Origin of the sequence: Bacillus sp. 22483 (genome assembly GCF_052044605.1) — a bacterium.
GTDB classification, from domain to species: domain Bacteria; phylum Bacillota; class Bacilli; order Bacillales; family Bacillaceae; genus Bacillus; species Bacillus altitudinis.
In genome coordinates this window covers 1-17999 of sequence record NZ_JBQENU010000016.1, presented here as the reverse complement: position 1 = coordinate 17999, position 17999 = coordinate 1, and the positions used below count along the sequence as shown (strand labels likewise).

The 17999-nt window shown below is 40.1% G+C and carries 20 protein-coding genes and 1 riboswitch; of the genes, 13 read left to right on the top strand and 7 right to left on the bottom strand.

Features of this window, described 5'->3' with window-relative positions:
* Position 1: 1 nt before the first annotated feature.
* The 7 genes from ACTJJQ_RS17665 to ACTJJQ_RS17635 all read left to right on the top strand — a co-directional run bounded on the left by ACTJJQ_RS17665 (position 2) and on the right by ACTJJQ_RS17635 (position 4327).
* Complete coding sequence (locus ACTJJQ_RS17665; protein WP_046343273.1) at positions 2-1132, top strand: hypothetical protein; 1131 nt, start codon at positions 2-4, stop codon at positions 1130-1132.
* A 5-nt stretch (positions 1133-1137) separates the two neighbouring features.
* Positions 1138-1512, top strand: coding sequence for a hypothetical protein (locus tag ACTJJQ_RS17660; RefSeq protein ID WP_216099062.1), 375 nt, complete (start codon positions 1138-1140; stop codon positions 1510-1512).
* Positions 1509-1652, top strand: coding sequence for an XkdX family protein (locus ACTJJQ_RS17655; protein ID WP_041506910.1), 144 nt, complete (start codon positions 1509-1511; stop codon positions 1650-1652). The genes ACTJJQ_RS17660 and ACTJJQ_RS17655 overlap by 4 nt, the downstream gene beginning before the upstream one ends.
* A 60-nt stretch (positions 1653-1712) precedes the next feature.
* Positions 1713-1925: a BhlA/UviB family holin-like peptide gene (locus ACTJJQ_RS17650; RefSeq protein WP_034620157.1), complete on the top strand. Its 213-nt coding sequence runs from the start codon at positions 1713-1715 to the stop codon at positions 1923-1925.
* A 15-nt stretch (positions 1926-1940) separates the two neighbouring features.
* Positions 1941-2204, top strand: a complete 264-nt coding sequence (locus tag ACTJJQ_RS17645) for a phage holin (protein ID WP_216099061.1) — start codon at positions 1941-1943, stop codon at positions 2202-2204.
* Between the two features lie 52 nt (positions 2205-2256).
* The gene (locus ACTJJQ_RS17640) at positions 2257-3063 is read left to right on the top strand and encodes a peptidoglycan recognition protein family protein (protein WP_216099060.1); all 807 of its coding nucleotides are present in this window, start codon (positions 2257-2259) and stop codon (positions 3061-3063) included.
* A 406-nt stretch (positions 3064-3469) separates the two neighbouring features.
* Complete coding sequence (locus ACTJJQ_RS17635; RefSeq protein WP_440600451.1) at positions 3470-4327, top strand: hypothetical protein; 858 nt, start codon at positions 3470-3472, stop codon at positions 4325-4327.
* A 38-nt stretch (positions 4328-4365) separates the two neighbouring features.
* On the opposite strand, the gene ACTJJQ_RS17630 is transcribed toward ACTJJQ_RS17635, so the two are convergent.
* Entirely contained in the window at positions 4366-4701 is a 336-nt protein-coding gene (locus tag ACTJJQ_RS17630) for a YolD-like family protein (protein ID WP_216099058.1), read from the bottom strand.
* A gap of 291 nt (positions 4702-4992) precedes the next feature.
* Here ACTJJQ_RS17630 and ACTJJQ_RS17625 point away from each other — a divergent pair, with 291 nt between their 5' ends.
* Positions 4993-6099: an aspartate phosphatase gene (locus ACTJJQ_RS17625; RefSeq protein ID WP_216099057.1), complete on the top strand. Its 1107-nt coding sequence runs from the start codon at positions 4993-4995 to the stop codon at positions 6097-6099.
* Between the two features lie 553 nt (positions 6100-6652).
* Here the strand turns inward: ACTJJQ_RS17625 and cudC are convergent.
* The gene (gene cudC / locus ACTJJQ_RS17620; RefSeq protein ID WP_045035275.1) at positions 6653-7210 is read right to left on the bottom strand and encodes a choline uptake/conversion transcriptional regulator CudC; all 558 of its coding nucleotides are present in this window, start codon (positions 7208-7210) and stop codon (positions 6653-6655) included.
* Positions 7211-7417: 207 nt separating this feature from the next.
* On the opposite strand from cudC, the gene betB reads away from it, so the two are divergent.
* Positions 7418-8887 (top strand): betaine-aldehyde dehydrogenase, encoded by a 1470-nt coding sequence (betB, locus tag ACTJJQ_RS17615; protein WP_335364829.1) that lies wholly within the window; start codon positions 7418-7420, stop codon positions 8885-8887.
* 27 nt (positions 8888-8914) lie between these two features.
* Entirely contained in the window at positions 8915-10123 is a 1209-nt protein-coding gene (locus ACTJJQ_RS17610) for an iron-containing alcohol dehydrogenase (RefSeq protein WP_125589789.1), read from the top strand.
* A 40-nt stretch (positions 10124-10163) separates the two neighbouring features.
* On the opposite strand, the gene ACTJJQ_RS17605 is transcribed toward ACTJJQ_RS17610, so the two are convergent.
* Positions 10164-10643, bottom strand: a complete 480-nt coding sequence (locus ACTJJQ_RS17605) for a DinB family protein (RefSeq protein ID WP_327872274.1) — start codon at positions 10641-10643, stop codon at positions 10164-10166.
* A 205-nt stretch (positions 10644-10848) separates the two neighbouring features.
* Between ACTJJQ_RS17605 and ACTJJQ_RS17600 the strand changes: the two genes are divergently transcribed.
* Together ACTJJQ_RS17600 and ACTJJQ_RS17595 are read left to right on the top strand one after the other, a co-directional pair.
* Positions 10849-11379: a hypothetical protein gene (locus ACTJJQ_RS17600; protein ID WP_440600450.1), complete on the top strand. Its 531-nt coding sequence runs from the start codon at positions 10849-10851 to the stop codon at positions 11377-11379.
* A gap of 11 nt (positions 11380-11390) precedes the next feature.
* Positions 11391-12938, top strand: a complete 1548-nt coding sequence (locus tag ACTJJQ_RS17595) for a flotillin family protein (protein WP_008344044.1) — start codon at positions 11391-11393, stop codon at positions 12936-12938.
* Positions 12939-12969: 31 nt separating this feature from the next.
* Here ACTJJQ_RS17595 and ftsW read toward each other — a convergent pair whose 3' ends face one another.
* The 3 genes from ftsW to ACTJJQ_RS17580 are packed head-to-tail and all read right to left on the bottom strand — an operon-like array spanning position 12970 to position 15916.
* Positions 12970-14103, bottom strand: coding sequence for a putative lipid II flippase FtsW (ftsW, locus tag ACTJJQ_RS17590; RefSeq protein WP_440600449.1), 1134 nt, complete (start codon positions 14101-14103; stop codon positions 12970-12972).
* A gap of 5 nt (positions 14104-14108) precedes the next feature.
* Positions 14109-15263: a rod shape-determining protein RodA gene (gene rodA, locus ACTJJQ_RS17585; RefSeq protein ID WP_050826536.1), complete on the bottom strand. Its 1155-nt coding sequence runs from the start codon at positions 15261-15263 to the stop codon at positions 14109-14111.
* 14 nt (positions 15264-15277) lie between these two features.
* Entirely contained in the window at positions 15278-15916 is a 639-nt protein-coding gene (locus ACTJJQ_RS17580; protein ID WP_169476055.1) for a DUF1232 domain-containing protein, read from the bottom strand.
* Positions 15917-16086: 170 nt separating this feature from the next.
* Between ACTJJQ_RS17580 and ACTJJQ_RS17575 the strand changes: the two genes are divergently transcribed.
* The gene (locus ACTJJQ_RS17575) at positions 16087-16641 is read left to right on the top strand and encodes a GNAT family N-acetyltransferase (RefSeq protein WP_060781331.1); all 555 of its coding nucleotides are present in this window, start codon (positions 16087-16089) and stop codon (positions 16639-16641) included.
* A gap of 240 nt (positions 16642-16881) precedes the next feature.
* On the opposite strand, the gene thiT is transcribed toward ACTJJQ_RS17575, so the two are convergent.
* Positions 16882-17457, bottom strand: a complete 576-nt coding sequence (gene thiT / locus ACTJJQ_RS17570; protein WP_060781330.1) for an energy-coupled thiamine transporter ThiT — start codon at positions 17455-17457, stop codon at positions 16882-16884.
* 96 nt (positions 17458-17553) lie between these two features.
* Positions 17554-17656: riboswitch (TPP riboswitch) on the bottom strand.
* Between the last annotated feature and the right edge of the window lie 343 nt (positions 17657-17999).

Genomic DNA, 17999 nt, shown 5'->3' with positions numbered 1-17999 from the left:
GATGGATATTAAATCTCCTAAAGTGTTTGAAACAAGTGACAAGGCTCATGCGGATCTGTTCAATGACATGGTTAAAGTGTTGCTTGAAAATGATACTGGACTGTTAGATCAACTTGGTGGCCATATTGGCGATACTAAGCCGCATGCATCTGAAGCGGAGAAAAAGAAATGGAATGAATCGCAGTTATATAAGATCACAGCTGATGACGGCAAATACTTGATATCTGTTCCAGCTGACAAAAATATTTATGATGCAATAAAAGACAAAGGGACCTGTACTTTCATTGCATCCCCAGGCGTAGAAGATTCCCCAGCGCCCAGCAATGCCTATTTGAGAGGGATACAGACTGTTGGCCAAAACAATATCGGAACTGGTTTTGCGGTAGATACGTCAGGTAATGCGTATTACTTCTACTATAATTCTAGCCATATATCAATCACTTGGACGCAGCTTCCGACATCAGCTGAAAAAGATAAATGGAATAGTGGCCAACTGTATAAAATCACTCAAGATTCGGGTGATCGTAAGCCGCTTCCAACTGTTTTGAATGGAACGGATGTATTGTCTTTACCCCCTGGCCGTTATTATGCAGCTGGTCAATATCTTACAAACATGCCGATCACAAACGATTCGTCATGGTTCAACATTGATGTTGAAAGAGCGGGCACTCGAAAAAATTTCCACGTCATAAGAAGTGTTGATAATGTGCATTGGTATGGAACAGTACACACAGACGGTTCATTTAAAGGCTGGGAACGAATGCTGACTGAAAAAGATGCAAAGCTCAATTGGAAGTATCCTACGATCGGCAACGGTTGGAAAACATATCAGTCTGAGGTCAATAATGATTATCGGGTACGTGTTGCAAAAGATGCGCTTGGAACTGTTACTGTTAAGGGAGCAATTGCCGGAGGGACATTAGGTGATGTACCTGCCTTTATGTTACCAGAAGGATGTGAACCAGTTGCTCCTTTCTACAATCTTGGAGTCGCTTCAAGTACCGGTGGTTTTAAAGGACCTCAATATAGTAGACAATATATCGCAACTGATGGCCGTTTTTGCATACAAAGCACAAGCAGCAATACTGAGTTTATTGTTGTGAATTGTATGTTTAAGGCAAAGGAGGGATAAATCATATGAAGCCAATATACGCGTACGATGAGGAATTTAAGTATATACCTGGTGGAGATAAAGAAATACCCGATGATGCTGAAATTCCAGAGGGTTTTACAGATGTTCAACCGCAAGAAGGGTTGTACATCGCAAAATACAATCCTTCAAGTAAGACATGGAGTGAGTCGGCAACCCAAGAATACATTGATAGCTTACAAACAGAGCAACCGCCGTATGATATTGAGTTACTAAAGCAGCAAAATGCGGTCTTAACTAAACAATTGACTGAACTGTCAAAGGAAGCAGCTGCAGCCAAACTGCGCGAAGCACAAATGGCGAAACAATTGGCCCAACTCATGACTGAGATTCAGGAGTTGAAGGGTGGTGAAAAATCATGATATATCCAACAGTTGCAGATATAAAGCAGTTTTGGGAGTGGAAGTGTTACGGTCCTGAAGACATTGCCTTTTATGTAGAAATCGGTTGGATTAACAAAGAAGACTATCAAGAAATAACGGGAGAACAGTACGAAGCCTAGAGGGGCTTTTTATTTTGCCTTCTTTAAGGGGGTGATCAAGTGAGGGAGTAGGTGAGTATGGTGGAAATGGATTTGGCTCAATATTTGATGACACAAGGACCATTTGCGGTTCTTTTTTGTTGGGTATTGTTTTATGTTCTCAACACAACAAAGGAAAGAGAAAACAAGCTCAATGAACAAATCGAAGCGCAAAATGATGTGTTAGCAAAGTTTAGTGAGAAGTATGATGTCGTGATCGACAAGCTCGATAAAATTGAACGGAATTTAAAATAATAGGAGGGAACATTTATGAAAAACTTCGACAAAGGCACGGTGATCCGCACGGTGCTTCTATTTATGGCATTGATCAACCAAACGTTAATTCTATTTGGCAAGCCAATCTTGCCGATCAGTGAGGATCAAGTCACTTCGTTGGCTGAGACATTGTACCTTGCTGGCTCAATGATCTTTACAATCGTAACAACCCTTGTCGCATGGTTTAAAAATAACTATGTGACCGATAAAGGAAAGTTACAGAAAGAAGTCCTAAAACAAAAAGGATTAGCGAAATAAGGAGCTGCCATGAGGTGGCTCTTTTTAATATACCGAAAAGGAGACGATGAACGTGGTAAAAATCATTAAAGACTTTATTCCAAAGGGTAACCGCAACAGACCAGGCAACTATATGAAGCCTTTGTATATTACGGTCCATAACACAGCTAACACTGACCAAGGAGCAAATGCCTTGCGTCATGTCAATTATGTAAAAAAACCTAATACAGCTACAAGCTGGCACTACACTGTGGATGATAGTGTCATTTATCAGCATTTGCCGCTAAACGAAAACGGTTGGCATGCGGGAGATGGTCGGGGAACCGGCAATATGAGATCAATTGGTATCGAAATTTGTGAGAATGCTGATGGGGACTTTGAAAAGGCAGTTGAGAACGCTCAATGGCTAATTCGTCAGCTGATGACTGAGCAAGGCATTCCATTGGCCAACGTTGTGCCACATAAGAGATGGAGCGGCAAAGAATGCCCACGAAAGTTGCTTAATCGCTGGGACAGCTTCAAGGCGGGGATTGCAACCGCTCATACAGGGGAAAAGGCAACAGCGAAGCCGGCGACACCTGTAAAAAACACACCATCCAAGCCAAAAGCGAGTAAGCCTAAAAAGTCGTTTAACTTACCATCTGGCATCATTAAAGTGACCAAACCTTTGACAAAGGGCGCTGGAGTAAAAGCATTGCAGGAGGCTCTGGCTGCTGTGTATTACTATCCCGATAAAGGAGCAAAAAACAACGGGATTGATGGCTACTATGGGAAAAAAACTGCGAATGCAGTGTCTCGATTTCAAATGATGCATGGGTTAACACCAGATGGCATCTATGGTCCAAAGACAAAAGCAGCTCTTCAAAAAGCATTGAAATAAGTAAATCCCCTGTCCTTTGTAGGATGGGGGATTATTAAAAGATTAACAAATTCAAATTTATTCAAACGTGAATATGATTTCATTATTTTTGTGATACAAGATGATAATATCCTCATGAATTATTTGGTGGTATCTGTTAAAATGGGAATGCAAATGAAGAGAGGAGTGTTTTTATGGTTTTATTGAGATTGATAAGTTTATATATGATAACAATCGCAGTGTTAGCAATTGTGGCTAATTTCTTACCTTTCTTAGCATGGCCAATTTATATCCTTGCTATCGTAGGTCTTATTTTTTGTCTTGGAAATATCATATATCATTTAGTATTGAAAAAAAGAAGGAATCTCCATAGGTAAGTAGAAGCCCATATATAAGCGAGGGTTTAGAAGGCAATGGAGGTTTTAAATTGAAAAAAGTTTTAAGTGTAATACTAGGTGTCGCTATGTTGTTCGGTGCAACGGGTTTTATAAAACCAGCAGCAGCCAAATCAGAACCGAATGACGAAAAATCTCAAATCAGAAATTATGTCGAAACAAATGTAGCCTTATTAAAAATGACACTAGACAATCTTCCCCAAAATACAAATTCAGATCAAGTTAATACTACGATTGAAAAGCACTTTGCTGCATATCCAACTCCTCAGAAATATACAAACACATCATTAGATGCATTCGAAGTATTCCCAGAACTTAAACAAAAGTACGAAACATTTAATATTCGAGAGACAGGCACCAAGTTTCCTTATTCAGAACCTGTCAACACCGATCCATTCGAAAAGGTTTATACATTTAAAAATGATGATGAAGTGACTAAAGTGATGTTGGGTAAACTTGGAGACATTCAAGTTCATCAAAATACTTCAAAAGTCACTTCTGCAGATGCGAGCACCCAAGCTGTGACTAAAACTGAGAAGTCAGTTACTATTGCTTATGCAGTGGTCGGTGGGGGTAAAATTTTTACTCTGTGGGCTGAGGGTAGGTTCGATTACAATAAGAAAAAGAAAACCGTTAAAGTGGTTCACAAAGACGGTGATGTTAATCGCCATTTTTCTGGAACAGTTTTTAGTATTACTCCTCGAGCTCTTGGAGAAGCAAGAGATGCAAGTCATGGAGGATATGTATATAAAGAAGTTTTTTCAAGAGTATATGTAGAAGGTATTCTTGGCTTTAAATGGGCGGGGGTAGTAGTAAATTCAGGTACATTTGAAGTTTTTGTTGGTGCTGGTTCAAATGGAGCAGTTTATGGAGGGCAAAAGAAAATATAAATAATAAATACCTCGCTAAAAAACACCCTTACTCATAGTTAGGGTGTTTTTACATTTAGTATATCTGAAAACTTAATGAAATTTGTATCGCCACGATCATCCTTCACACGAAATTCCTTTCGTAGATGATCCACGTATACAACGCACCCACTTACTTTGCGAACAAAGCCGTTATCATATAACTCAAAGTCCAGCGGCAAGTCTTCACTCATTGCTGTGGCAATTGTATATTCAAATTCCTCAATCTGTTCTGGGCTTAATGTTGGCCGCTCAATCTTATGTTTTGCAAGATTAAGTTGCCTTAGTGCTTCATTATGTTCGGGCAAGATGAATTTCATCTTCCACCTGTTTTGATCTTTCTCCTCATTCCACATTTCATACACCTCATTCGAATTATAACCGAATGTTTGTTCTGTGTCTAAGTTTGAGTTATAATAAATTTATATACGGTTTACCCGCGGAAACGGGGATTTAAAAAATTCGTATATTTCAATGATTTACTTCTTTATCAAACCACTATTACTCATGTATTACTCACATGGCTCCTTTACAGGAGCTCTTTTTTTTGCTCTTTTTTGCGGTTTCTTTTCGGTGTGGGATATTCAAATGGATGATAATATATGTAATTATAGGGAAAATAAAGGAAGGGATAGGGGGAGGTTTGTTTGGGAGAAAAAGTAGCAAGCCCAATTGTAGCTAAAATGATCGGTGATTGGTACGGATTTATAAAAAAACAAGATATCCTAAAAGCTGAAACAATGAGAAACGAGATAGTACAAGCTTGCGAAAATATGGAAGAAGACCAAAATGTCTTATTATATTTTAACTTGATTGATGCTAGATACAAAATGATGGTGCAGGAGTTTGAGGGATCAAAAGAGCTGTTGAAGCAAATAGACATTGAAGAGAAGCAAAAAACGGATGACATGATTCATTATTATTACTTCTTCTTCAATGGTATGTATGAATTCTATAAAAAGCGATTTTCAGATGCTATCAACTATTATCATATTGCAGAAACTCGTCTGAGAAATGTCCTGGATGAGTTAGAACGTGCTGAATTTAACTATCAGCTGGCAATTGCATATTATGAAATAGCACAAAATCATTTCTCCATTAACCATGCCAAAAAAGCTTTAGAAAGCTTTAAATCAGCAGATTTACAAGAGAGTCGGGTAGCGACTACTCTAATGGTGATTGCTTCAAACAAAATGGATTTAAACCAATTTGTCAAAGCTGAATCCACTTATAAGGATGCTATCAATTTAGCAGCAGCTTCTAACCTTGATTTTCCACAAGCACTAGGATATCTCAATTTAGGTATATGCTATGAGCGCCAAGGAAAGCTTCAGCAAGCAATGGACTCTTTCCATAATGTCTTGTCTATTGAACTAAAAAAGCCACACAAGACTTTGCATATGAGAACAAAGTACATGTTAGCACGTGCCCTCTTCCAGTTAGATAAAACAGCTGAAGGATTGGATGTGTACAATGAGTCTCTAATGTTAGCGAATGAACTATCTGACAATGCGTATATTGCTAAGTTAAACATCATACATTCAATATATGTAACTGTTGATGAAAACAAGCTCGATGTGGCCTTGAATGTACTGAAATCTCAAAAACTTTGGACGGATGCCGCAGAATTGTCAATTATGGCAGCAAGATTTTATAAAAAGCAGGATAATTACAAACTGGCATCAAAATACTTTGATGAAGGTTTGGAATCACAGGCCAAAAAATTGACATGGATGGAGGAGGAAGCTGAATGAAGCAACTGAAAGTTATGATATTAAGCCTTACCTTATTAATGGGGATCACAACCACTGTACATATAAATTCCTCAAATGATTTTCAAACCGCAGAAAACGGCTACTTTGGTTAAGCATTAGGAGAAGTAGACTATTATAAAATAAAAAGCCCCGAAAAGGGCTTATTATATTTGAACATTATTTTCAGCATCTACATTTCTTTTAATTTTGCTTCTGCTGCTTTCATTGCTGCTGCAATCGATCGAAACACAACTTCTCTAAACGTATAGGCAAAATTAAAACAGACCCTGCATGGTCTGTTTTTTTATGGGGACGGATTGGGGACCAACCCTTTCAGTTTTGTTCAGAAATGAAAATATTTATTCAGAAAGGCTCATCATAGAATCTTATTAAATCAGTCTTTATCAGAGAACGTCTGTTTGCTTCGGGTTATGTCGTTCACCCTGCCAGCGTAGCGCTCTCCCAGCTGAGCTAATGCCCCGAAGTATTACGACATAACTTATTATAATCAATCCTCCTGTAAAATTCAAGCTGTAAAACACAAACACCCCGGCTATTTTTCTTTCTGATCAATCGGAATATAGTCAAAGATTTCTCCCGAATGAACCGAGTGGGCTAATCGTCTAAGCCAATCATAATAGGCTTTTGAGCTTTCAAGCTGTTCAATGAGCTGTTTCGCTTCCTCTTTTTCATGTTCCTCCGCCTGATCATCACGAGCTACATCTTGAAGGCGTTCTTGCGCTTCTTCAATCGCTGCTAGATTGACCTCAACCTCTCGTTCCCATTTTTGCGGGAAGAAGTTCATGAAAAACTTAAAAAAGTCTTTCTCAGCAACAAAGCTGTGTTTTCTTCGGCCACGGTGAAAGGTCTTTTTGACAATATTCATGTCTTGCAGTTTTTTCACACCCGTACTCATACTAGGCTTACTCATTTGCAGCTCTTCACGCATTTCATCCAGCGTCATTTCCTCATTTAAATACATCGTTCCATATAAAATACCCGCACTTCTAGTAATGCCATAGAGATCCATTGTTTCAGCGATGGAATCAATGACGAGATCTTTAGCAGCTAAAATGCGTTCTTCTGCTTGTGGCTGTTCCTGCTTTTTCATCTTGTCCCTGCTTTCTATTAAGTGAATTCAATACGTTCAAAAAAATCTTTATGGACTATATGTTAACGAAAGAATGCAAAATGTCAAAATAAAAGAAGCATATCCACCCTTTGACAGAAAAATTTGAACATGTTAAGTTAATTATGTTCAAAACGTTAAATTTTTATTTAACAAACTTACCAAAGAGAATCAGAGGAGGTTCCTTCTATGAGTCAAACACTATTTATCGATGGACAATGGGTTGGCGCTAAGAGTGGCGACACAAGAGATATCATCAATCCATTTAATCAAGAAGTGATCGCGACAGTCAGTGAAGGATCAAGAAATGACGCACAGTTAGCCATTAAGGCAGCAAGAAAAGCCTTCGATCAAGGGGACTGGGCAAACCTGCCTGGACTTGAAAGAGGAAATATTGTGTTCAAAATTGCGGAATTGATTAGACGAGACCTTGATGAATTAGCCAAATTAGAATCACTTGATACGGGTAAAACATTAGAGGAAAGCAAAGCAGATATGGACGATATTGCGAATGTATTTCAATATTATGCAGGTCTTGCTGATAAGGATGGCGGGGAAATCATTGCATCTCCTATTCCAAACTCAAAAAGCGAATTAGTCCGAGAACCTGTCGGTGTATGCGGTCAAATCACTCCTTGGAACTATCCATTGCTTCAAGCGAGCTGGAAAATCGCTCCTGCCCTTGCAGCTGGAAATACAATCGTACTAAAACCAAGTGAAATTACACCATTAACCACGATCAAAGTTTTCAAACTTATGGAAGAAGCGGGTGTTCCAGCAGGCGTTGCCAACTTAGTGCTTGGACCTGGAGCAACTGTTGGCGATGAGCTGGCTGTCAATGACCAAGTCGATTTAATTTCATTCACAGGCGGTATTGAAACAGGTAAGAAAATCATGCAGGGAGCCAGCGGGAATGTGAAGAAAATCGCCCTTGAGCTCGGCGGGAAAAACCCGAATATCGTCTTTCAAGATGCTGATTTAGACGTAGCGGTTGACCAGGCAATGAATGCTGTGTTTTTCCATGCAGGGCAAGTGTGTTCAGCAGGTTCACGCTTGTTAGTGGAAGAGTCCATTCACGATGAATTTTTAGAAGAACTGGTGAAGCGTACGAAAAAAATCAAGCTAGGCAACGGCTTTGATGAAGGAACCCAGAGCGGACCGCTCATCTCAGCTGAGCATCGAGAAAAAGTAGAAAAATACGTCAGCATCGGTTTAGACGAAGGCGCAACATTAGAAACAGGTGGGAAACGACCTGATGCAGAGGAGCTTCAAAAAGGATTCTTCTACTTGCCGACGATTTTCTCAGGCTGTACATCAGAGATGCGAATTGTACAGGAAGAAGTGTTTGGACCAGTCCTCACTGTCGAATCCTTCCGATCAGAGGAAGAAGTCATCGAGCTGGCAAATGACACGATTTATGGTTTAGCAGGAGCGGTGTGGTCTTCTGATATCGGCAAAGCCGAACGAGTGGCTCGTCAATTAAGATTAGGCACGGTATGGATCAACGACTTCCATCCTTATTTTGCCCAAGCACCGTGGGGCGGATATAAACAATCAGGTCTTGGACGTGAATTAGGACGTACGGGCCTTGAAGAATATACGGAACTAAAACATTTATATCGAAATACAAAACCAGAAGCGGTTCATTGGTTTAAATAAATATCACTTATCTGGAGGAGATTCTATATGACGTTAAATATGAAAATTGAAAGCATGCAAAAATTCCATACGTTTGAAATTCCGACTGTAATCAAGCATGGCATTGGGGCAGTGAAACATGTTGGGAAAGAAGTGAAAGCATACGGCGTTTCAAAGGTATTGCTTGTGACAGATCCTGGTATTTATCAAGCAGGTGTTGTAGATCCAGTGATTGCTTCATTAAATGAAGCACAAGTTGATGTGGTTCTATTTAATAAAGTAGAGCCAAACCCGCCAGTCCGTTTAGTGAATGAAGGATCTGCGTTATATGAAAAAGAAGGCTGTAATGGTTTAGTCGCAGTAGGCGGCGGCAGTTCAATGGATACAGCAAAGGCAATCGGAGTAGAGGCAACTCATGAAGGCTCAGTCCTTGATTACGAAGCGGCTGAGGGGAAAAAACCGCTTGAAAATAGAATCCCTCCGTTAACCACAATTCCGACAACGGCTGGTACAGGTTCAGAGGTCACGCAGTGGGCAGTGATCACTGACGAAGAAAGGGAATTCAAATTCAACACAGGTGGACCGCTCATTGCAGCTCACCTAACAGTGATTGATCCTGAGCTTCATGTATCTATGCCGCCGCATGTGACGGCAATGACGGGTATCGATGCGCTTGCGCACGCGATCGAATGCTATACGATGAAGTTTGCTCAGCCAATTACAGATGCGGTAGCACTCATGGCCATTGAATATGCTGCTCATTATATTCGCCGTGCCTTTGCCGATGGAGAGGATTTGGAAGCAAGATATGGCATGGCACAAGCTGCGATGCTTGCCGGACTTTCCTATGGCAGTGAATCAGCTGGCGCAGCCCATGCGATGAGCCAAACGCTTGGGGGCATTATTCCAGTCGCACATGGTCAATGTGTAGCGGCAATGATGGGACCTGTCATGGAATATAACTGGAAAGGGTACCCAGAGAAATTCGCTCGAATTGCGCAAGCATTCGGTATTGATACAAGCAGAATGACAACAGAGGAAGCTGCAAAAGCAGCAGTGAATTGGATGTATGATTTAGTGGAAGACCTAGAAGTTCCTTCATTAGAAGAACAAGGTGTACCAAAAGATATGATCGACCGTTTATCTAAAGAAGCAATGAAAGATCCGCAAACAGTTGGAAACCCAAGAGACCTCAACGAAAAAGCATACAACTGGATTTACGCTCGCTGCTTTGATTTAACACCTAAAACAGTGTAACAATGAAAAAAGGCTCCCAAAAGGGAGTCTTTTTTACATCTTATAGCTGTTCTTTAATTTCTTTAATTTGATGAATATGGCGCTTTTCATGTGCGCCGATAAAATCAAGGTATTGCTTTAATGAAAGTTCTTCAAATACAGGATGTGCAATCACGCGTTTGAAATCTTCCTCTGTAAACGTTGATAAAATTTGATTTAATTTCTCACGAGCTGTATCAAGCTCATCTTTTAAATGTGTAGGTGTCACATGCTTGCGCTCTGGCTCAACAATACTAGGCGCGATGGCTTTTTTTGAACGATCCTCTGCCATTTCCACCGGCTTTGGCTCATATTCTTTAATCGGTGCTTTTTTCCCCTCGGCAGCTAGATGTTTTGCTGCAACTAGGTCCATCTTCTTTAAATGATCTGCAACTTCTTGAATACTCCAAGTATCATCAGATAATTTTTGATTTAATTGTTCTTCGTTCAATCCTTGCAGCTCTTGCCACAATTCTTGTCTTGCTTCATGTAATAAACTCATTTCTCTCACCTCAAGATCAAATTTTATCATACTGGTACAAGACAATCATTCTTTAGCTATCCGAGAAATCCTTTAATGAATTGTGATGAAAAATGAAACCTTTACAAAAGTGGTTCGTATTACCTGTTAGAAGGAATACACTTGGATGTGAGCATGGTCTAAATGAATGAAAGGCTGCTCATTTCATAAAGAAAGGGTGAGGAAGATGGATGTGTTTGGGCTGCCTCTTCAGACGCTGTACTTATACATATTGATGGTATCAGGAATCCTGACGCTTGTTTTCGTCTTTTTTGGCGATGTATTTGATGGATTGTTTGAAGCGATTCCTGTCCCGTTCCTTCAACCAACATTGATCCTCGCATTTCTTACCTTTTTCTCGGCTGGAGGATTTATCTCTGAAAAAACAGTAATTGTAGGAAGTGGACTTGGCGCCGTAATATCTGCCATCCTCGCAGTGGTTCTCGTTACTTGTTTACATGTATTTGTCTTAGTCCCGCTTTCCTCTGCTGAAGAATCTCTTTCATATACGGAGGCCGACCTAAAAGGAAGAACTGGGGAGATCATTGTATCTGTACCAAAAGATGGGTTTGGAGAAGTGCTGTTAATTAGTAACAGCGGAAAAATCTCAAAGCCTGCCGTCAGTTTCGAAGAAGAGGAGATTCCATATGGAACCCGGGTGCTGGTCGTCGAAGTGAACAAAGGCGTGTTATCTGTTATACCAAATGAAGAAATCTAGGAGGGAATGCTATGCCAGGAACAACCATATTAATTATTATTGGAATTGTGCTTGTGATTCTCATTGCACTTATTGGTGTATTTGTTTCGAAATACCGGACAGCTGGTCCAGATGAAGCATTAATCGTCACAGGAAGTTACCTCGGAAGTAAAAATGTCCACGTGGATGAAGGTGGAAACAAGATTAAGATTGTAAGAGGTGGAGGTACCTTTGTACTCCCTGTTTTTCAACAAGCAGAGCCGCTCAGCTTACTATCTAGCAAGCTAGATGTTTCAACGCCTGAAGTCTATACTGAACAGGGTGTACCGGTCATGGCGGATGGAACGGCCATCATTAAAATTGGCGGATCAATTGAAGAAATCGCCACTGCGGCAGAGCAGTTTTTAGGGAAAACAAAAGAAGATCGTGAAAATGAAGCAAGAGAAGTACTAGAAGGACACCTTCGCTCCATTTTAGGGTCAATGACAGTTGAAGAGATTTATAAAAACAGAGAGAAATTTTCTCAAGAAGTACAGCGTGTCGCTTCTCAAGATCTAGCGAAAATGGGTCTTGTCATTGTATCGTTTACAATCAAAGATGTCCGTGATAAAAATGGCTATTTAGAATCACTAGGTAAACCTAGAATTGCTCAAGTGAAACGCGATGCAGATATTGCGACAGCAGAAGCAGATAAAGAAACACGTATCAAACGTGCAGAAGCAGATAAAGATGCGAAGAAATCTGAGCTTGAGCGTGCAACTGAAATCGCTGAAGCAGAAAAAATCAATGAGCTGAAAAGAGCAGAATTCAGACGTGAACAAGATACAGCAAAAGCAAGCGCTGACCAAGCGTACGATCTTGAAACAGCTCGTAATCGTCAGCACGTAACTGAACAAGAAATGCAAGTCAAAATCATTGAACGTCAGAAGCAAATTGAATTAGAAGAAAAAGAGATCCAGCGTCGTGAGCGTCAATACGATTCTGAAGTGAAAAAGAAAGCAGATGCGGACCGTTATGCTGTTGAGCAGTCGGCTGCGGCGGAAAAAGCGAAGCGTCTTGCAGAAGCAGATGCGAAGAAATACAGCATTGAAGCAATGGCAAAAGCAGAAGCAGAGAAAGTTCGGATTGACGGGCTTGCCAAAGCGGAAGCCGATCGTGCAAAAGGGGAAACAGAAGCAGAAGTCATTAGGTTGAAAGGACTTGCGGAAGCAGAAGCGAAAGAGAAAATTGCAGAAGCATTCGAACAGTATGGTCAAGCGGCGATTCTTGATATGATTGTGAAAATGCTACCTGAATATGCGAAACAAGTATCTGCTCCACTTTCTAACATTGATAAAATTACAGTTGTTGATACAGGTGGTAACGGGGAAGGCAGCGGCGCCAACAAAGTGACCGGCTATGCGACAAACCTTATGTCCAGTCTTCAAGAAAGTCTGAAAGCTTCCTCTGGAATTGATGTCAAAGAAATTATTGAGAATTTCTCTGGCAAAGGCAATGTGAAACAAAGCATCCAAGAACTGACGAATGAAATCAAACAGCCAAGAAAAAAAGAAATCGCTGATCGTCAAATAGAAGAATAAAAATCAAAAGACACCTTCTGATAGAGGGTGTCTATTTTACTTGGGGCACATGCCGGTGTCTTTTGATAGATGAAGAGAGATTCACAAGAATGCCTGCAGATATCATCATGAACACCAATGAAGATCCGCCGTAGCTAATAAAGGGAAGAGGAATGCCTGTAATGGGGAGAAGCCCAAAGACAGCTCCTAGATTAAAGGCTGCTTGAATCATAATTTGAAAAGTAAGCCCGATCGTTAATAGCTTTCCAAATGGATCTTGTAAACCTTGAACGATTCGAACGGCGCGATACATGATGAGTAGGTAGGCACCCATCACAAACAACAGCCCCATGATTCCCAGCTCTTCACTAATGATAGCCATAATAAAATCTGTATGGGCTTCAGGAAGAAATCCTAGTTTTTGTATGCTTCCGCCTAAACCATTCCCGGTCAGTCCTCCTGAATCCATGGCGAGATAAGAATGAATCAGCTGATAACCATCTCCATCTTCATACATGAAAGGATCACGAAAAGAAGTGATCCGTTTCAAACGATAAGGAGCGGTCACAGCAAAAAAAGTGATCCCTGCCACAGCCGTCGAACCTAGTAGAATGAGGTGGCGTGTTTTAAGTCCAGCACATAATAAGACGATACCGCAGCTCAATAAAATAGAAACTGCTGTACCTAAATCTGGCTGTTTTAAAATCAATAAAAAAGCTAGACTTAAAAGAAGAAGTGGAGGCAGTACTCCTTTTTTAAAGGATGTAATGTACGCTTGTTTCCTTGCATATACATAGGCAAAATAGATGATCATCACTAATTTCACAGCCTCAGACGGCTGGATGATCAGAGAGCCCAATTGAATCCATCGCTGTGAATTGTTTTTGACAACACCAATTCCAGGAAGCAGGACAAGGAGAAGACATAACAATGACAGCATCACAAGCCACCGAATATATTTACGGTAAGCTTGATATGGAACCAGGGCCGCAGCGATAAAAAAGAAGAACCCAATCAAAAGCCATTGCCACTGTTTCATGAAGAAGTAGCTGCCCTGTCCATATTTTATTTCGCCTAAAGGATAACTCGCACTGTACACCATCAGTAATCCAAAGAAACAAAGACAAACAATCGTCCCAGCAAGAATGTAGTCGATTTTTTTTAGGTGAGAAAGAATCAATGACATCACCTTCAATCCCAGTTACGTCCAAACATGTAGGATGAGGACCTCAGATTGACACTAAACACAAGGCCAATGGCGATCATATTGGTTAAAAGCGCACTGCCCCCATAGCTGATAAAAGGAAGGGCAAGACCAGTCACGGGCATTAGCCCTACTGTCATCCCTACGTTTTGGAAGACTTGAAAGACGATCAGTCCAACCACCCCAGCACATATATACAGCCCATAAAGGGTATTCGCATGCATAGCCACATGAATCATTCGATAGATCATCATAAGATATAAACAGATCAATAGGGAGGCGCCGATAAAACCAAACTCCTCACCAATAACTGCAAATATAAAATCTGTGTGGGCTTCAGGGATATTTCCCCCTTGTACTTGATTTCCTTTTGTATAACCGCTTCCTGATAATTGTCCTGACCCAATGCCAAGCATTGCTTGTTTCAGTTGATACCCATATGTCGAATCAAATTCATCTGGGGAGAGCCACCCATAAATGCGATCAAGCTGATGAGGTTTAATCACTTTTGTAAAGTGCTCAAAATGTTCATTGTGCAAGTAGGTCAAAAATGCAAGAAGCCCAAGAAAAGAAGCGATTAATGCAGCGATCATCTTACTTGAAATGCCTGACACAAGCATCAGTGTAAAAGCTATAGACAAGATCACAAGTGCCGTTCCCAAATCTGGCTGAATTAAAATCAGGAAAAAAGGAACAGCGGTCCAGCATATGATTTTCATTGTGGGAATCATGCTTTCTTTAAACGCAAAGCGCTGATGTTTGTATCGATTTAAAATAGCCGCTAACAGAAGAATGACAAAAATTTTCATAAATTCTGATGGTTGCACTTTCATGGGCCCAAAGCTGATCCATCTTTGGGAGCCATTTTGATTCGTGCCAAAAAAATGAACGAGAATGATGAGGAAAAGACCACCTGCAAATAATCGAAAAGATAAACGCTCAAGCAGTTCATAATCAAAGTAAGCAACTGCCGCCATAAGGCCAAAACCGACGATATACCAGAAAACTTGTCTTTTGACGAAATAAAACATATCTTGCGTTTCATACTGTCCCGATCCGCTATACACAGCCAGCAGGCTGATCACAAAGAAGCAAATGACAGTGAATAATAATGCGAAGTCAATGCTGTTCTGTTTTTTCATGTCTCCGTCACCTGCTATGACCTATTTGTCAGCTGGTTTAATACGACCTGCACCGCTGCAGCGTCATCAATATAGCCGATCGGAAAAATATAATCTGGTATTAAATCAACGGGCATAATGAAGTAAAGTAATGCGCCTCCCATCAACATCAATTCTCGAGAAGTACCCCGTGCGCTCATGAACGAGCTGTACATGCTTTTCAATTGATCAAGAAATGGCCCAACACCGCTTATCGTGTCTATCTTTTTTTCAAACTTTGCTGAGATCGTTTCTTTTCCCTCGTCTGATTGACTATAGGTCTCATATTCATTTAACTTCTGTTTCAATTCATTCTCGCTGAACGTTCCGTCATAGACATCATGATCTTTCAGCGTTCGCTCAATCTCTTCTACCGCTTGAATGAACGTATCACCGTGAACTCTTTCGTTTTTAATTGAAAATCCAGCCGTGATCAATAGATGATCTAAAGAAATGTGTAGAGCATCTGAAAGCCGCTGTAAATGGTTCAAAGTCGGTTTTCTTTTTCCGTTCATGATTCTAGACAGTGTGGCTTTATCAATTTCTGTTTGTGTACTCAGTTCTCTTAATGAAAGAGAACGTATTTGCAGTTGTTCTTTTAAAAACTGCCGAAGCTCAGTTGTTTTAAATTCCATCTCTTTCCTCACCCTTTTCATAAAGTTCAACTCTTTAATAGAAGAAGTCGTACCCAATATATAGGGGTGTTGACAAAATGTCAACGAATATCCATTAGGGATTGAATTTTATAAAATAGCAACTTATCATATGAAACATAGAGTAGGAAATTGCTAAAAGGGGTGTTCAGATGAAGGTTAGACATGCAGTACATAATGATATTCCTAAAATTGCCGAAATTCATGTGAAGAGCTGGCAAACGACTTATCACGGCATTATTTCACAAGAGTATTTAGATGCTTTGAATGTAGAGGAGCGGGAAGAGAGCTGGAGAAGCAGGTCGCTTGAAGGCACGTTTGTCGCAGAGGATGCTGACGGAGTATTTGGTTTTGCTTCCTTCGGAAAACAGCGTGATGAGAGATATTCAATATATGATGGTGAGCTTTATGCCATCTATTTGTTGCAGAGAAAACAGAAATCAGGAGCGGGTATGGCTTTGATTGCAAAAGGTGTGGATTATTTAATAGAGAAAGGCTATCAGAATATGCTGCTCTGGGTATTTGAGCAAAATTCAGCAAAGCAATTTTATCAAAAGCTTCAACCTAGTTTTGCCGTCACCAGCCAGTTCGAGATGGCTGGTGAGAAACATGAGGAAATAGGGTATGGATGGGAACTGTCTGTACTAAGTGATCATGTTCAACAAATTATATCGTCAGCTTCCAATAATAATGAGAGAAAAAAGTAAAAAGGGTGGCGAGTAAAATATAAGATATAAAAGGAGAAGCCTCTACTTTCCCTTTCACACCTGCTATTTTTAATGCCTCATAGAAACTTGCCAAAAAGTAGGCGAGACTGAGGATGTAACAGCACAGCATAATGGAGTAAGGATTCATTGTCGTACCTCCAGCATGAAATCTTCTACTATTAATAGATTCAATAGAGCAGCAAATTATGCATAAAAAAATAACCCGCTGAAGCAGCTGGGTTATTTTTGTTGAGGGAAAACCAAACGAGACGCACTAGGGATGAGTAAACAAAGAACAATACTACAAATGATAAATGAAGGAACCATATATGTGCTGTTATAAACTAATGAATACACCCATCCTGGTGTTCCTTTTGGTGCATATTGAGAAAAGAAAACTACGCCTGAAATAAAGAACGTCAGCAGCCTGAAAAAACTGGCGACAAATACAGCTAGGATAATATAGAAGAATTGTTTCTTTCGCTTTTTATCCTGAATGGCTTTTTTAATTGATCCTGAGAATAGCCCGCTTAAACAAATCACAACAGATGCGACAAAGTAATCGAGAAATCCTTGTACAGGTGTAGCAATAATAGGATTGTTCATCAGCTGCAGTCCTGCGATTAACACACCGATGATAAATCCAGCAGACACGCCCCATCTAATGGACATGAGGATGACAGGAATCATGATCAGTGCAATTGACCCGCCGTTTGGCATTCTTAAAAAGAGACCTGATAAATAATCTAAAACAAGTGCAAGAGAAGTCATGATGGCGATCTCCATCAGTCGTACTAATTGATTTGATTGCTGCATAAAAAAATCCCCTTTTCACGAATTGTGCAAGGAGAGACCATGTCAGGATGAGTATGTGATTCATAGAAAAACATATCGGCTTGCATACATGCATGTATGCAAGTGATTCCACATTCCTACTTCAGTATTAACTGACAGGTTCAAAGGGTCAGAACAACGAATTGTTCACTCTCAGCACGAGGCTCCCCCTGCGGTTATTAAATTTCAATCTATTATAAATATACTAAAGACCTACAGGATCAACAATAGTGAATTATGGAGTTAAGCCCTTTTTGTACGAATATATAGGAAGAGATCAGGAAAAATAAATTATTTAGAAAAAATACTTGTTTCTTCTTTTAAAAGGTGTTATATTTGTATTCGCCGCTGAAACAGCGCGGTTGAGAAATAACATTCAAGAAAAAAGTTGTTGACTTCATCTTGATAGAATGTTATATTAATAAAGTCGCCTCTGAGCGAAAATGAAGATGATCTTTGAAAACTAAACAAGACAAAACGTACCTGTTAATTCGAGTTTTTATAAAAAAATCCTATGATACTTC

Excerpts from the sequence above, each read along its gene's own strand:
- ACTJJQ_RS17665 (WP_046343273.1), top strand. The coding sequence starts at position 2 with ATGGATATTAAATCTCCTAAAGTGTTTGAAACAAGTGACAAGGCTCAT.
- ACTJJQ_RS17660 (WP_216099062.1), top strand. The coding sequence starts at position 1,138 with ATGAAGCCAATATACGCGTACGATGAGGAATTTAAGTATATACCTGGT.
- ACTJJQ_RS17655 (WP_041506910.1), top strand. The coding sequence starts at position 1,509 with ATGATATATCCAACAGTTGCAGATATAAAGCAGTTTTGGGAGTGGAAG.
- ACTJJQ_RS17645 (WP_216099061.1), top strand. The coding sequence starts at position 1,941 with ATGAAAAACTTCGACAAAGGCACGGTGATCCGCACGGTGCTTCTATTT.
- ACTJJQ_RS17630 (WP_216099058.1), bottom strand. The coding sequence starts at position 4,701 with ATGTGGAATGAGGAGAAAGATCAAAACAGGTGGAAGATGAAATTCATC.
- cudC (WP_045035275.1), bottom strand. The coding sequence starts at position 7,210 with ATGAAAAAGCAGGAACAGCCACAAGCAGAAGAACGCATTTTAGCTGCT.
- betB (WP_335364829.1), top strand. The coding sequence starts at position 7,418 with ATGAGTCAAACACTATTTATCGATGGACAATGGGTTGGCGCTAAGAGT.
- ACTJJQ_RS17610 (WP_125589789.1), top strand. The coding sequence starts at position 8,915 with ATGACGTTAAATATGAAAATTGAAAGCATGCAAAAATTCCATACGTTT.
- ACTJJQ_RS17605 (WP_327872274.1), bottom strand. The coding sequence starts at position 10,643 with ATGAGTTTATTACATGAAGCAAGACAAGAATTGTGGCAAGAGCTGCAA.
- ACTJJQ_RS17600 (WP_440600450.1), top strand. The coding sequence starts at position 10,849 with ATGGATGTGTTTGGGCTGCCTCTTCAGACGCTGTACTTATACATATTG.
- ACTJJQ_RS17595 (WP_008344044.1), top strand. The coding sequence starts at position 11,391 with ATGCCAGGAACAACCATATTAATTATTATTGGAATTGTGCTTGTGATT.
- ftsW (WP_440600449.1), bottom strand. The coding sequence starts at position 14,103 with ATGTCATTGATTCTTTCTCACCTAAAAAAAATCGACTACATTCTTGCT.
- rodA (WP_050826536.1), bottom strand. The coding sequence starts at position 15,263 with ATGAAAAAACAGAACAGCATTGACTTCGCATTATTATTCACTGTCATT.
- ACTJJQ_RS17580 (WP_169476055.1), bottom strand. The coding sequence starts at position 15,916 with ATGGAATTTAAAACAACTGAGCTTCGGCAGTTTTTAAAAGAACAACTG.
- ACTJJQ_RS17575 (WP_060781331.1), top strand. The coding sequence starts at position 16,087 with ATGAAGGTTAGACATGCAGTACATAATGATATTCCTAAAATTGCCGAA.
- thiT (WP_060781330.1), bottom strand. The coding sequence starts at position 17,457 with ATGCAGCAATCAAATCAATTAGTACGACTGATGGAGATCGCCATCATG.